This window comes from Streptomyces sp. NPDC107559 (assembly GCF_055657365.1).
Genome location: NZ_JBVKBD010000004.1, coordinates 104,991 through 117,615 on the forward strand (window position 1 = coordinate 104,991; position 12,625 = coordinate 117,615).

Sequence of the window (12,625 nt, forward strand, 5' to 3'; positions counted from 1 at the left end):
CCCGTGTGCTTGTCGTCGAGGACGAGGAGTCCTTCTCCGACGCCCTGTCGTACATGCTCCGCAAGGAGGGCTTCGAGGTCGCTGTCGCGACCACGGGCCCCGACGGGCTCGACGAGTTCGAGCGCAACGGCGCCGATCTCGTCCTGCTCGACCTGATGCTGCCGGGGCTGCCCGGCACCGAGGTGTGCCGCCAGCTGCGCGGCCGCTCGAACGTCCCGGTGATCATGGTCACCGCCAAGGACAGCGAGATCGACAAGGTGGTCGGTCTGGAAATAGGAGCCGACGACTACGTCACCAAGCCGTTCTCCTCGCGCGAGCTGGTCGCCCGTATCCGGGCGGTGCTGCGCCGCCGGGGCGAGCCCGAGGAGGTCACCCCGGCGGCGCTGGAGGCCGGCCCGGTCCGGATGGACGTCGACCGGCACGTGGTCACCGTCTCCGGCTCGAAGGTCGACCTCCCGCTCAAGGAGTTCGACCTGCTGGAGATGCTGCTGCGCAACGCGGGCCGCGTCCTGACCCGTATGCAGCTGATCGACCGGGTCTGGGGCGCCGACTACGTCGGTGACACCAAGACCCTCGACGTCCACGTCAAGCGCCTGCGCGCGAAGATCGAGCCGGACCCCGGTGCGCCGAGGTACCTGGTGACGGTGCGCGGCCTCGGCTACAAGTTCGAGCCGTAAACAGCCGTCGGGAGTCGGATCGTGCCGGAGGGATCCGGCACGCACGTACGGCGGAGGGCGGAACCCTGGAAAGGGTGCCGCCCTCCGCCGTACGTGCGCGGGCCGTGCCTGTCTACTGGCTGGCTGCCGACTCGGTGGCGGTCGCGTTCGGGGACTCCGACTCGTTCGGGGAGGCGGACTCGCCCGTCGACGGCTCCTCGGTGGCGGACGGCGTGACGCTCGGGATGTCGCTCGGGCCCCAGGAGGAGAAGTAGCTCTCGGCCGGGACGACGAAGGCGCTGATGTTCACGGCGCCGGTCGAGCTGAAGGTGAAGGTGACCTTCTGGACGTTGCCGTTCTGGACGGCCTCGGCGGCGTCTGAGAGCACCGCGGAGGCGTTGTCCTTGCCGCCGATGACCAGGGAGCCGTGCGCCGGGATGCTCAGCTTGTCGCTGCCCTTGGCGGGGGAGAGCTTCGCGGTGCCGCCGCCCTCGACGCTGATGGAGTCCAGGGTCTGGGCGCTGGTGCCGCTGTTGAAGACGGTCGCGGAGATCACCGAGGGGCCCGAGGTGTCCGTGCCGGGCTGGGTGATGACGAGAGCGTTCTGGATCTTGATGTCGCCGACGCTCGTCGCCGCGTTGTCGGGCTGGACCTCCAGCGTCTGGGAACTGTTGCCCGCGCCGCACGCGGCGAGCGAGGCGATCGAGAACGCGATGGCGGAGGCGGCGAGGGTGCCGCGTCGAAGGCTGCTGCTCACGGCGGCGGCTTCTCCTTGAACGCAGGGGCAGCTGTACCTAAAGCCGCCCTAAGTGTCTGTCAGCGGCCTTAGGTTACCGAGCCGTTCCGGAGCCGCCGCACCCGACCCTCCCCCGGGGCGCCCGGCTTCCCTCGGCAGGCGGTACCCGGAGGCTTTCCGGAGCCGGAAGCGACCGGGAACGTATTGGTCTCACCGTCGTACGAGATTCACTTAGACGGGCTTGCGGATTTTCCGTGTCGGAATAACCGGTGGTGGCAGGCCTCTAAGCGGCTGAATTGATCACCGATGCGGTTCGGCCGGCCGTTCCGCCGGTCTTGCGATCTTCCCTTGTGATCACCCCGTGATCAATTCCGGATTCGTGTCGCGGTCGGCACCGGCAACCGAACGGAGTAGCGGAAGTCGATCGTATGGAACCAGACATTTGGGGACGTTCGTCCACTTGGGGTGGCCTCCGGATGTGGGTAACGTGTGTGTTTCCCTTCCCCTGGAGAGCCGCTCCGACCTGCGAATACCCGCTTCCGATCGGTCCGCGATGCACGTTCCTGTTGCTGTTGTCAAGCCCCGAGATATGCCCTGACCTGCGAAAACGCCATTCAGAAGCCGCCGTTTCCGTGTTACTCTGGATAGCCACGGAAGGGGTACCTGTCACATGACGTTCAAGGTTGGCGACACCGTGGTCTATCCCCATCACGGGGCCGCGCTGATCGAGGCTATCGAAACTCGCCAGATCAAAGGCGTGGACAAGACCTACTTGGTGCTGAAGGTCGCCCAGGGCGACCTGACGGTACGTGTGCCAGCGGACAATGCGGAGTTCGTCGGCGTGCGTGATGTGGTCGGTCAGGACGGGCTGGACCGGGTCTTCGAGGTGCTGCGCGCTCCGTACGCCGAGGAGCCCACGAACTGGTCACGCCGTTACAAGGCAAATCTGGAGAAGCTCGCCTCCGGCGATGTCATCAAGGTCGCGGAAGTCGTGCGTGACCTGTGGCGTCGTGAGCGCGAGCGCGGACTCTCCGCCGGTGAGAAGCGCATGCTCGCCAAGGCCCGCCAGATCCTGGTGAGCGAGCTGGCTCTCGCGGAGAACACGAACGAGGACAAGGCGGAGGCCCTGCTCGACGAGGTCCTCGCGTCCTGACGCGCGGCGGCACCGTCCGCCCTACTCAGCACGCCTCTCACTCTGCGCAGTGAAATGCCGCGGTGCCCGATGACGTATCTTCTGTCGCCGGGCGCTGCGGCATTTCTTTGTACGCCGTACTCGGATGCCGTACGCCACGAGGAATTCCCCCGATACTGGTGTGCCGGGCCCGGGCAGCTGGCTCGACCGGTGTCACGGAAGGGTTCCGGTCAAGGCGTCGCGCCCGGCACGCTGTGGCCATACCCACGTAGGCCGAGCACACAAACCTGACAGGAACCGATGTCTGACGTTTCGCGCCCTTCGACCGCGGATGCCGTTCCGGAGGCCCCGGCCGTGCCCACCCGTACCGCCGTCGTGATCCCGGCCGCCGGCCGGGGTGTGCGCCTCGGTCCGGGCGCACCCAAGGCGCTCCGCGCGCTGAACGGCACTCCCATGCTCATCCACGCCGCGCGCGCCATGGCCGCGTCCCGAGCCGTCTCCCTGGTCGTCGTCGTGGCGCCGCCCGACGGCGCGGGCGAGGTCAAGTCGCTGCTCGACGCGCACGCGCTGCCGGAGCGGACCGACTTCCTCGTCGTCCCCGGCGGCGAGACCCGCCAGGAGTCGGTCAAGCTCGGCCTCGACGCGCTGCCGCCCGACTGCGGCATCGTGCTCGTGCACGACGCCGCCCGGCCCCTGGTGCCGGTCGACACGGTGGACGCCGTGATCGAGGCCGTACGGGAGGGCGCGGCCGCGGTCGTGCCCGCCCTGCCGCTCGCGGACACGGTCAAGGAGGTCGAGCCGGCGGCCGTGCCGGGCGAGCCGGAGCCGGTGCTCGCCACGCCCGAGCGGAAGCGGCTGCGGGCCGTCCAGACGCCGCAGGGCTTCGACCGGGCCACGCTGCTGCGCGCCCACGAGACGGTCACCGACGACGTCACCGACGACGCGAGCATGGTGGAGCAGCTCGGCCTGCCGGTCGTGGTGGTCCCCGGGCACGAGGAGGCCTTCAAGGTCACCCGGCCACTGGACCTGGTGCTCGCGGAGGCGGTCCTGACGCGCCGGAGGCTGAACGATGGCTTCTGAGCTCTCGGGGACGCCCGGTGCCTCCGGGGAGGCCCAGGGCGCCAGGGCGTACCTGCCCGTGCTGCCGCAGGTGGGGATCGGCACGGACATCCACGCCTTCGAGGAGGGGCGCGAGCTGTGGTGCGCCGGTCTGAAGTGGGAGGGCGAGGGGCCGGGCCTGGCCGGGCACTCCGACGCGGACGTCGTCGCCCACGCCGCGTGCAACGCGCTGTTCTCCGCGGCCGGGCTCGGTGATCTGGGGCAGCACTTCGGCACCGGGCGGCCCGAGTGGGCCGGCGCGTCCGGGGTGACGCTGCTGACCGAGGCCGCGCGGCTGGTGCGCGAGGCCGGATTCGTCATCGGCAATGTCGCCGTCCAGGTCGTCGGACCCCGGCCGAAGATCGGCAAGCGGCGCGACGAGGCGCAGAAGATCCTGTCCGAGGCGGTCGGCGCGGCCGTGTCGGTGTCCGGGGCCACGACGGACGGGCTCGGCTTCCCCGGGCGCGGCGAGGGCCTGATGGCGGTGGCCACGGCGCTGGTGGTCCGCACGGGCTGAGCCCGGCAGGGGGCTCCGCCCCGCGCGTCCGCGTACCCGCGTGCTCCCGTCGTCCGGAGGGAATAGGGCGGAAGGGTCGCGGGGCACTGCCTCGCGACCACTACCCTGGAGTGGTGACTATTCGCCTGTACGACACCAGCGCCCGGCAGATCCGTGACTTCGCCCCGCTCAAGCCGGGTTGTGTCTCGATCTACCTGTGCGGTGCCACCGTTCAGGCGGCCCCGCACATCGGACACATCCGGTCGGGGCTGAACTTCGACATCATGCGCCGCTGGTTCGCCCACCGCGGCTACGACGTCACGTTCATCCGCAACGTCACCGACATCGACGACAAGATCATCAAGAAGTCGCACGAGGAGGACCGCCCCTGGTGGTCCATCGGCTACGACAACGAGCGCGCGTTCAACGACGGCTACCAGGCCCTCGGTTGCCTGCCGCCCACGTACGAACCGCGGGCGACCGGGCACGTGCCCGAGATGGTCGAGATGATGCGCGGGCTCATCGAGCGCGGACACGCCTACGAGGCCGACGGCAACGTCTACTTCGACGTGCGCTCCTTCCCGGAGTATCTCCAGCTCTCCAACCAGGAGTTGGACAACCTCCGCCAGCCCTCGGGCGAGGGCGAGACGGGCAAGCGGGACCACCGCGACTTCGCCATGTGGAAGTCGGTCAGGCCCGGCGAGCCGAGCTGGGAGACACCGTGGGGACGCGGGCGCCCGGGCTGGCACCTGGAGTGCTCCGCCATGGCGCACAAGTACCTCGGTTCCGCCTTCGACATCCACGGCGGCGGCCTCGACCTGATCTTCCCGCACCACGAGAACGAGATCGCCCAGGCGAAGGCGTTCGGCGACGAGTTCGCCCGGTACTGGGTGCACAACGCCTGGGTCACCATGAGCGGCGAGAAGATGTCCAAGTCGCTCGGGAACTCGGTGCTCGTCTCCGAGATGGTCAAGAACTGGCGCCCGATCGTGCTGCGCTACTACCTCGGCACCCCGCACTACCGCTCCATGATCGAGTACAGCGAGGAGGCCCTGCGCGACGCCGAGTCGGCGTTCGCGCGGATCGAGGGCTTCGTGCAGCGGGTCGTGGAGAAGGCCGGCGGGGTCGTCGAACCCGCCGCCGAGGTGCCGCCCGCCTTCGCCGAGGCGATGGACGACGACCTGGGCGTGCCGCAGGCGCTCGCCGTCGTGCACACCGCCGTCCGGCAGGGCAACTCCGCGCTCGCCGCCGACGACAAGGAGGCGGCGATCGCCCGCCTCGCCGAGGTACGCGCCATGCTCGGCGTCCTCGGGCTCGACCCGCTCCACCCGCACTGGGCCGACGAGACGGACCGGGGCGACGACCTGCACGGCGTCGTCGACAGCCTCGTACGACTGGTCCTCGACCAGCGCGAGGCGGCCCGGACCCGCAAGGACTGGGCGACCGCGGACGCCATCCGCGACCAGCTCAACCAGTCCGGACTCGTCATCGAGGACGGTCCGCAGGGGCCGCGCTGGAGCCTCGGCCCGCGCTGATCCCACCCGATCGCCTACGTGATCGATTGTGCCGTCCGGGCCTCCGGGCGGCACACTTCATAGACGTACACACTTCGACGCGGGCGCATGCGCCGCGTCGCCTCGCACAGACAGGTAGGTCATGGCCGCTAACAACCGCCGCATGTCCGGCAAGAAGGGCGCGCAGGTCGGCAGTGGCGGCCAGCGGCGCAAGGGCCTGGAGGGCAAGGGCCCGACCCCGCCCGCCGAGATGCGCAAGAAGCACAAGAAGAACCGCATCGCCACCGCGAAGGCGAAGCAGGTCGCCCGCCGCCCCGTGGTGCGCGGCCGCGGCGGCAAGGGCACGTCCGAGATGGTCGTCGGGCGCAACCCGGTCGTCGAGGCGCTGCGCGGGGGCGTGCCCGCCTCCACGCTCTACGTCCAGCAGTTCATCGACAACGACGAGCGGGTGCGCGAGGCGCTCCAGCTCGCGGCCGAGCGCGGCGGGATCAACCTCATGGAGGCCCCCCGTCCCGAGCTCGACCGGATGACGAACGGGCTCAACCACCAGGGTCTGGTCCTCCAGGTCCCGCCGTACGAGTACGCCCACCCCGAGGACCTCGTGGCCGCCGCCTACGACGAGGGCGCCGACCCGCTCATCGTCGCCCTCGACGGCGTCACCGACCCGCGCAACCTCGGTGCCGTCGTACGGTCCGTCTCCGCCTTCGGCGGCCACGGCGTGGTCGTGCCCGAGCGGCGCGCCGCCGGTATGACCGCCGGTGCGTGGAAGACGTCCGCGGGTACGGCCGCGCGTACGCCGGTGGCCCGCGCCACCAACCTCACGCGCGCCCTGGAGGCGTACAAGAAGTCCGGTCTCACCGTGGTCGGCCTGGCCGCCGACGGCGAGGCCGAGGTGGGCGACCTGGAGGCGCTGGGCGGCCCGGTCGTCATCGTCGTCGGCAGCGAGGGCAAGGGACTGTCCCGGCTGGTCGGCGAGACCTGCGACTTCCGGGTGCGGATCCCGATGCCCGGTGGCGCGGAGTCGCTGAACGCCGGTGTCGCGGCGGGCGTCGTGCTGTACGAGGCGTCCCGGCGACGCGCCTGAGAGCAGCGCGGACCCAGGTCCGGGGCGCGTTCGGCGCGTGCCTCGGACCGGGCCGGGACGCCGTCCGAACGGACGTACGTCCCCGTCACTCGCTCGGGGCAATCCGGGCGTCGAGCACAACCTTGACGGGGTCCGGACAGATCCGCCCGGTCAAAGCAGTGTCCTAACTCCACGTCACTCGGTTAGATGAGTGTGGACACCAGAACACCCCGCACACCCACGGGGGACCGCTCGTCGGGATACGACGACGCTCCCGCGCTGAGCATGGTGAAGGTGCCGAGCGATCCGGCGCAGGTCATCGTCAATCACGCGAGCTTCCGCGTCCAGCTGGGCACGTCGGCGAGACGCGCCCAATCGCCGCGGATCGCACGGCACTTGACCGTCGGCGCAGGCACCGCCCAGGCGCCCGCGGCGGGCGGCGCCGGAGCCCGTCGCCGCGCGGTCGTCTGGAGCGGCAGGTCCGCCCCCGACGACACCGGCGCCCACCGCCTCCTCCAGGCCGTGCGGGCAGGCAGCGTCCGGCACGGCGAGCAGCCCTCGTCCGACGCCGGGGCCACCCAGGTCATCCCGCGCGTCGACACGAGGACCGCGGCCCCGGGCCGGCCCGGCGGCGGTTACGACGGTTACGACGGTTACGGCGGCCGGTACGACGAGCTGGACCAGACGCTGGAGACCCCCGTCGTCGGCCCCCAGCGCACCTCGGGCGACGGGATGCCCGCCGGGGCCCGGCTCCTGCCCCAGATGCGCACGGTCGGCAGCGCCTACGACGAACCCGCCTACGGACGGCCCGCCCACGCCGGCCCCGGCCACGACGGTCCCGGGTACGGCGGTCCCGGGTACGGCGGTCCCGGATACGGCGAACCCGCCTACGACGACGGGCGGTTCGAGGCCGAGGACGCGTACGACGACATCGAGACGAGGGGCGGGGCGCGGCACGGTTCGCGGTCCGGGCGGCGTGCCGACGACCCCGCACGGCACGCCTACTTCCCCGGCCGCCGGATGAACCTCGGCGTGGTGCTGCTCCCGCTGCGCATCTTCCTCGGCTTCATCTCCGTGTACGCCGGCATGGGCAAGCTCTGCGACCCCCTGTACTTCGACGGCGGCAAGCGCGGCTCGATGGTCAAGTGGCTCGACACCCTGCACCCCTGGGAAGTCGCCGAGCCGCTGCGCCAGTTCGCGCTCCAGCACCCGGTCGGGTCCGGCCTGGTCATCGCCTTCCTCCAGGTCATCGTGGGCGTCCTGACGTTCCTCGGCTGCTGGCAGCGGGTCACCGCGGTGGCCGGCGCGGCGCTGTCCGCCGCGCTGCTCGTGACCGTCAGCTGGAAGACGGCCCCCGTCTACGACGCGCCCGACATCATCTGTCTCGCCGCCTGGTCCCCGCTGCTCATCGCGGGCGCGCCCGTCTACTCGGTCGACGGACGCCTCGCGGCCGGTGCCTGGCGCCGCCTCGGACCCCGCTCGGACATCTGGGAACTGCGCCGTCACGTCCTGCGCCGCGGCGCCCTCGTCACGGCCGTCGCCGTTGGCCTCACCCTGCTCGTCGGCTCCCTGCTCGGCGGTGCGGTCCGTGACGCGGGCCGTGTCGTCGTCCCCGGCCCCGGCGAGGCCCCGCGCAACGAACTGCCCGGCTCGCCGCTCCCGCAGGACCCGGCCGAGCGCAAGCACCGGCAGAAGCCCTCGCCCTCCTCCAGCGCGCCGGCCCACGGCGCCCCCTCCGGTGCGGCCAGCCCCTCCAGCGACACCGCCACCACCCCGGACGCCACCCACGACACCGGCACCGCCACCACCGGCGCGCCCAGCCACAGCCAGAGCCAGAGCACGGCAGGCCAGGCGCCGCCGCCGCAGTCCGCCTCGTCCGGCGGCGCCCCGAGCACCAGCTCGGGCCCCTCGTCCGGCGGCAGCGGCTCGCCCAGCGGAACCAGCGGTTCCAGTGGCTCCGGCAGTTCCGGCGGCTCCGGCAGCTCGGGCGGTTCCAGCGGCTCCGGCGGTTCCGGCGGCGGCTCGGGCTCCTCCTCCGGCGGCCAGTCCGGCCTGGTGGGCGGCCTGCTCGGCTAGCGCCGCGACCGACCGTCACGACGACGGGGCCCCGCACGGATGACGTGCGGGGCCCCGTCGTCGTACTGCCGCGCCGCTGCACGGGCGCCGGTTGCGGGCGCTTGCGGGCGGTATGGGCGCTGCGCGACTGCCCTGCGGGCGTCGTACGGGCGCTGTACGACCGTCGTGCGGGTGTCGCACGGGCGTCGTTCGGGCCTGTGCGGCCTTGCCGCGCTGTGCGGCCTCGCACGGCCTCGTCGGCCTCGTACGGGCGCTGTGCGGCCCCGCGGGGGCCGGCGGGGCGGCCGCGGGGCGGGGAAGAAGCTCCCGGGTCTCTCAGCGGCCCAGAGCGGCCAGCTCCCGCGCGGCCTCGGTCAGGTCCTTCGCCGTGTCGATCGCCCGCCAGTAGGCGCCCTGCGGGATCGGGAAGCCCGCGAGGCGGCGTTCCCGCGCCAGATGCGGGAACGTGGTGCGCTCGTGGTCGCCCCGCGCGGGGAGCAGATCGGCGAACTCGGGGGAGAAGACGTAGACGCCCGCGTTGATCTCGTTCGTCGTCGGCGGGGCCTCGATGAAGTCCGTGATGTGCCCGAAGCCGTCGGTCTTCACCGCGCCCCAGGGGATGCGCGGGCGGGCCAGGGCGAGGGTCGCCACGGCGTCGCGCTCGGTGTGGAAGTCCGCCATGTCACGCAGCGAGAAACGGGTCCAGATGTCGCCGTTCGTCGCGTACCAGGACCGGTCGGGGTGCGGGAGACGGGCGGCCGCGTACTTCAGACCGCCACCGCGGCCGAGCGGCTCGGGCTCGACGACCGTCGTGACGTTCACCGGCAGGTCGGCCGAGTCCAGCCACTTCTGGAGGACGTCGGCGAGGTGGCCGCAGCTGACCACCACGTCCGTCACGCCCTCCTCGGCGAGCCAGACGAGCTGATGGCCGATGATCGGCGTCCCCGTGCCGGGGATCTCCACCATCGGCTTGGGCCGGTCGTCGGTGTAGGGGCGCAGCCGGGAACCCTGGCCACCGGCCAGGATGACGGCTTGCGTGGGGCGGGACGCGGCGTGCGGATCGGTCATGCCCGAACTGTACGCGGCGCCCCGCCCGTGGCCCGGACCGGAGATCCGATCCTGGCCGGCCGCCGCGCGGGGCGGCCGGCCGCGGGGTCGGGGTTCAGCTGTGACCGGCCGCCACCCCCGACGCGAAGGAGGTGTCGCAGACGGGGCGTGCGTACGACTGGGCCCGCGGGGCGCCGTAGATGCGCACCGCGGCACGGCCCAGGGCGCGGGCGATGGAGGCGCAGTGCTCGGCGAGCGACGGGTGGCCGTTGACGGCCTGCTGGAGGTGGGTGAGGACGACGCCCGGGTCCTTGTCCTGCAACTGCGTCAGCAGCCGGTCGCGCAGCAGGTCCTGCGGTGCGCGGACCACGGAGCGCGAGGCGCCGTTCGCGGTGGAGACGTCGGACGCGGTGAGCACCGAGTTCGAGGGGTTGCCCGACCAGTTGACCCGGGTGACCGCGAGGGTCCCGGAGAGCACCAGGACGACGGGCAGGACGAGGGCGAGGGTGCGGCCGATCCGGTGGGCGGGGCCCCGGTGGCCGCGTCGCGTCTGTTGGGAGGTGGAGTGCTTCACGCGTGTGAGGGTAGCGCCCGGTAATGATTTGGCGACATTTAGTCACCGGTTCGGGGGATGAGAAGACGCCTCTTTTTGGGTAGGGCGTTGACGTACATCACTCGAAAAGGGTGTTTTGCCGGGGTATTCGGCGACCACGAAAAGGGCCCCGCAGCGCAGTGCGGGGCCCGATTCGTCAGCGGGGGTGAATCATCCGGGAGTCTTCGTCCCGGGCGGCGTGCGCTCAGTCGGTGAGGCGCTCGCCCGTGGAGGTCGAGAACACGTGGATCTCGCCCGGCCGCGGCACGACGTGCAGCTGCGCGCCCTTGTCCGGCACCTGGCGGCCGCCGACGCGGACCACAAGGTCCTTGACCTCGCCGCCGACCTCGGCCGCGCCGTAGACGTAGCCGTCGGCGCCGAGCTCCTCGACGACGTTCACGGAGACCGCGAGACCGGCCGGGGCGTCCTCGGTGTCCTTCGACAGCGAGGCGGCGGCGGCGCCGTTGTGCTCGACCACGTCGAAGTGCTCGGGACGCACGCCGACGGTGACCGTGCGGTCGCCGCGGTCGGCGGCGGCCTTCAGCGCCTCGCGGTTGACCGGCACCACGCTGTTGCCGAACTTGACGCCGCCGTCGGTGATCGGGACCTCGACCAGGTTCATCGCCGGGGAGCCGATGAAGCCGGCCACGAAGAGGTTGGCGGGCTTGTCGTACATGTTGCGCGGGGAGTCGACCTGCTGGAGCAGACCGTCCTTGAGGACCGCCACACGGTCGCCCATCGTCATGGCCTCGACCTGGTCGTGGGTGACGTAGACGGTCGTGATGCCCAGACGGCGCTGGAGCGAGGCGATCTGCGTACGGGTCGACACGCGGAGCTTGGCGTCCAGGTTGGACAGCGGCTCGTCCATGAGGAAGACCTGCGGCTCGCGCACGATGGCGCGGCCCATGGCGACACGCTGGCGCTGACCGCCGGAGAGCGCCTTCGGCTTGCGGTCCAGGTACTCGGTCAGGTCGAGGATCTTCGCGGCCTCCTCGACCTTCTGCCGGATCTCCGCCTTGTTGACGCCGGCGATCTTGAGCGCGAAGCCCATGTTGTCGGCGACCGACATGTGCGGGTACAGCGCGTAGTTCTGGAACACCATCGCGATGTCCCGGTCCTTGGGCGGCAGGTGGGTGACGTCACGGTCACCGATGCGGATGGCGCCGGCGTTCACGTCCTCGAGCCCCGCGAGCATCCGGAGCGAGGTGGACTTGCCGCAGCCGGACGGACCGACCAGAACGAGGAACTCGCCGTCCTCGATCTCGATCTCGAGTGCGTCTACGGCAGGCTTCTCGGAACCCGGGTAGATCCGGGTCGCCTTGTCGAACGAGACAGTGGCCATGGTGAATGGGCCCCCTTCTACCGGCAGGAACGTGCCGGACGATCCGTTGTAGGAAGGTGGTTGGTGTAGTCCACACGAGTGAACCGGTTCAGGACGCTACCTCCAGGTCACCCGATCTGTCAGTACCCGGAGGACTGTGAACTTCGCGGAAATTTTCGACGGAGGGCCACCCCTACGTGGGTACACTGCACGGGCACGTGCGTCAGGCGTACGCGCACGCCTCCTTAGCTCAGCTGGCCAGAGCACCGCTCTTGTAAAGCGAAGGTCGTCGGTTCGAATCCGACAGGGGGCTCCGGAAGAGCCCGGGCCGCAGCGATGGCGGCCTGGGCTTTCGGCTGTCCGGGGACCCTCGGTTCCCGGGCTGTCCCGGAGCTATTCCTGGGTCCCCAGCTTGGTCAGCGCCTCGTCCGTCAGCCGGTACGTCGTCCACCCGTCCTGGGGAAGGGCGCCGAGCGAGTCGTAGAAGTCGATCGCGGACCGGTTCCAGTTCAGGACCGACCACTCCAGGCGCTGGTAGCCGCGCTCCGCGCAGATGCGGGCGAGCTCCGTCAGCAGGGCCTTGCCGTGGCCCCTGCCGCGGGCCATGGGGCGGACGTACAGGTCCTCCAGGTAGATGCCGTGGACGCCGCGCCAGGTGGAGAAGTTCAGGAACCACAGGGCGAAGCCGACCGTCCCGCCGCCGGCGTCGTCCTCGGCGATGTGGGCGAAGGCGGCGGGGTGCTCGCCGAACAACGCCTCGTGGAGCTGCTCCGGGGTGGCCCGGGCCTCCTGCGGGGCCTTCTCGTACTCGGCGAGTTCACGGATCAGGCTGTGGAGGACGGGGACGTCGGCGGGCACGGCGGTACGGATCATGTTTGTGAGCCTAGGACAGGCCCCGGCCGCTCGGCGGGGTCG

General features: G+C 71.2%; 11 protein-coding genes, 1 tRNA gene and 1 pseudogene. 8 read left to right on the plus strand and 5 right to left on the minus strand.

Annotation, left to right across the window (positions count from 1 at the left end):
• Positions 1 to 5 precede the first annotated feature (5 nt).
• Positions 6 to 677: a two-component system response regulator PhoP gene (gene phoP / locus ACZ7OY_RS15040; protein ID WP_004000192.1), complete on the plus strand. Its 672-nt coding sequence runs from the start codon at positions 6 to 8 to the stop codon at positions 675 to 677.
• A 112-nt stretch (positions 678 to 789) separates the two neighbouring features.
• On the opposite strand, the gene ACZ7OY_RS15045 is transcribed toward phoP, so the two are convergent.
• A complete protein-coding gene (locus ACZ7OY_RS15045; RefSeq protein ID WP_471911780.1) occupies positions 790 to 1,413 on the minus strand; it encodes a copper chaperone PCu(A)C domain-containing protein in 624 nt (207 codons plus the stop codon).
• A 649-nt stretch (positions 1,414 to 2,062) separates the two neighbouring features.
• On the opposite strand from ACZ7OY_RS15045, the gene ACZ7OY_RS15050 reads away from it, so the two are divergent.
• The 6 genes from ACZ7OY_RS15050 to ACZ7OY_RS15075 all read left to right on the plus strand — a co-directional run bounded on the left by ACZ7OY_RS15050 (position 2,063) and on the right by ACZ7OY_RS15075 (position 8,771).
• Positions 2,063 to 2,545 (plus strand): CarD family transcriptional regulator, encoded by a 483-nt coding sequence (locus tag ACZ7OY_RS15050; protein WP_003953493.1) that lies wholly within the window; start codon positions 2,063 to 2,065, stop codon positions 2,543 to 2,545.
• A gap of 279 nt (positions 2,546 to 2,824) precedes the next feature.
• Positions 2,825 to 3,604 (plus strand): 2-C-methyl-D-erythritol 4-phosphate cytidylyltransferase, encoded by a 780-nt coding sequence (gene ispD / locus ACZ7OY_RS15055; protein ID WP_384735173.1) that lies wholly within the window; start codon positions 2,825 to 2,827, stop codon positions 3,602 to 3,604.
• A complete protein-coding gene (gene ispF / locus ACZ7OY_RS15060; RefSeq protein ID WP_471911781.1) occupies positions 3,594 to 4,139 on the plus strand; it encodes a 2-C-methyl-D-erythritol 2,4-cyclodiphosphate synthase in 546 nt (181 codons plus the stop codon). Before ispD ends, ispF begins: the two co-directional genes overlap by 11 nt.
• Positions 4,140 to 4,252: 113 nt before the next feature.
• Positions 4,253 to 5,653, plus strand: coding sequence for a cysteine--tRNA ligase (gene cysS / locus ACZ7OY_RS15065; RefSeq protein ID WP_471911782.1), 1,401 nt, complete (start codon positions 4,253 to 4,255; stop codon positions 5,651 to 5,653).
• 121 nt (positions 5,654 to 5,774) lie between these two features.
• Positions 5,775 to 6,716, plus strand: a complete 942-nt coding sequence (gene rlmB / locus ACZ7OY_RS15070; protein WP_471911783.1) for a 23S rRNA (guanosine(2251)-2'-O)-methyltransferase RlmB — start codon at positions 5,775 to 5,777, stop codon at positions 6,714 to 6,716.
• A gap of 186 nt (positions 6,717 to 6,902) precedes the next feature.
• Positions 6,903 to 8,771 carry a DoxX family membrane protein gene (locus ACZ7OY_RS15075; RefSeq protein ID WP_471911784.1) on the plus strand — a complete coding sequence of 623 codons (1,869 nt, stop codon included), beginning with the start codon at positions 6,903 to 6,905 and terminating at the stop codon, positions 8,769 to 8,771.
• A 315-nt stretch (positions 8,772 to 9,086) separates the two neighbouring features.
• On the opposite strand, the gene ACZ7OY_RS15080 is transcribed toward ACZ7OY_RS15075, so the two are convergent.
• From ACZ7OY_RS15080 to ACZ7OY_RS15090, 3 genes are all read right to left on the minus strand, one after another.
• Positions 9,087 to 9,818 (minus strand): nucleotidyltransferase family protein, encoded by a 732-nt coding sequence (locus ACZ7OY_RS15080; protein WP_471911785.1) that lies wholly within the window; start codon positions 9,816 to 9,818, stop codon positions 9,087 to 9,089.
• Positions 9,819 to 9,912: 94 nt separating this feature from the next.
• Positions 9,913 to 10,371 carry a hypothetical protein gene (locus ACZ7OY_RS15085; RefSeq protein WP_351617677.1) on the minus strand — a complete coding sequence of 153 codons (459 nt, stop codon included), beginning with the start codon at positions 10,369 to 10,371 and terminating at the stop codon, positions 9,913 to 9,915.
• 223 nt (positions 10,372 to 10,594) lie between these two features.
• The gene (locus tag ACZ7OY_RS15090; protein WP_471911786.1) at positions 10,595 to 11,731 is read right to left on the minus strand and encodes an ABC transporter ATP-binding protein; all 1,137 of its coding nucleotides are present in this window, start codon (positions 11,729 to 11,731) and stop codon (positions 10,595 to 10,597) included.
• Positions 11,732 to 11,949: 218 nt separating this feature from the next.
• Between ACZ7OY_RS15090 and ACZ7OY_RS15095 the strand changes: the two genes are divergently transcribed.
• Positions 11,950 to 12,023 (plus strand) — tRNA-Thr (locus ACZ7OY_RS15095).
• Positions 12,024 to 12,103: 80 nt separating this feature from the next.
• Here the strand turns inward: ACZ7OY_RS15095 and ACZ7OY_RS15100 are convergent.
• A pseudogene (locus tag ACZ7OY_RS15100) lies at positions 12,104 to 12,625 on the minus strand (GNAT family N-acetyltransferase); the annotation flags it as partial.

Coding starts and splice junctions, on each gene's coding strand:
- ispD (WP_384735173.1), top strand. CDS start 2,825: ATGTCTGACGTTTCGCGCCCTTCGACCGCGGATGCCGTTCCGGAGGCC.
- ACZ7OY_RS15080 (WP_471911785.1), bottom strand. CDS start 9,818: ATGACCGATCCGCACGCCGCGTCCCGCCCCACGCAAGCCGTCATCCTG.
- ispF (WP_471911781.1), top strand. CDS start 3,594: ATGGCTTCTGAGCTCTCGGGGACGCCCGGTGCCTCCGGGGAGGCCCAG.
- ACZ7OY_RS15075 (WP_471911784.1), top strand. CDS start 6,903: ATGAGTGTGGACACCAGAACACCCCGCACACCCACGGGGGACCGCTCG.
- ACZ7OY_RS15050 (WP_003953493.1), top strand. CDS start 2,063: ATGACGTTCAAGGTTGGCGACACCGTGGTCTATCCCCATCACGGGGCC.
- rlmB (WP_471911783.1), top strand. CDS start 5,775: ATGGCCGCTAACAACCGCCGCATGTCCGGCAAGAAGGGCGCGCAGGTC.
- ACZ7OY_RS15090 (WP_471911786.1), bottom strand. CDS start 11,731: ATGGCCACTGTCTCGTTCGACAAGGCGACCCGGATCTACCCGGGTTCC.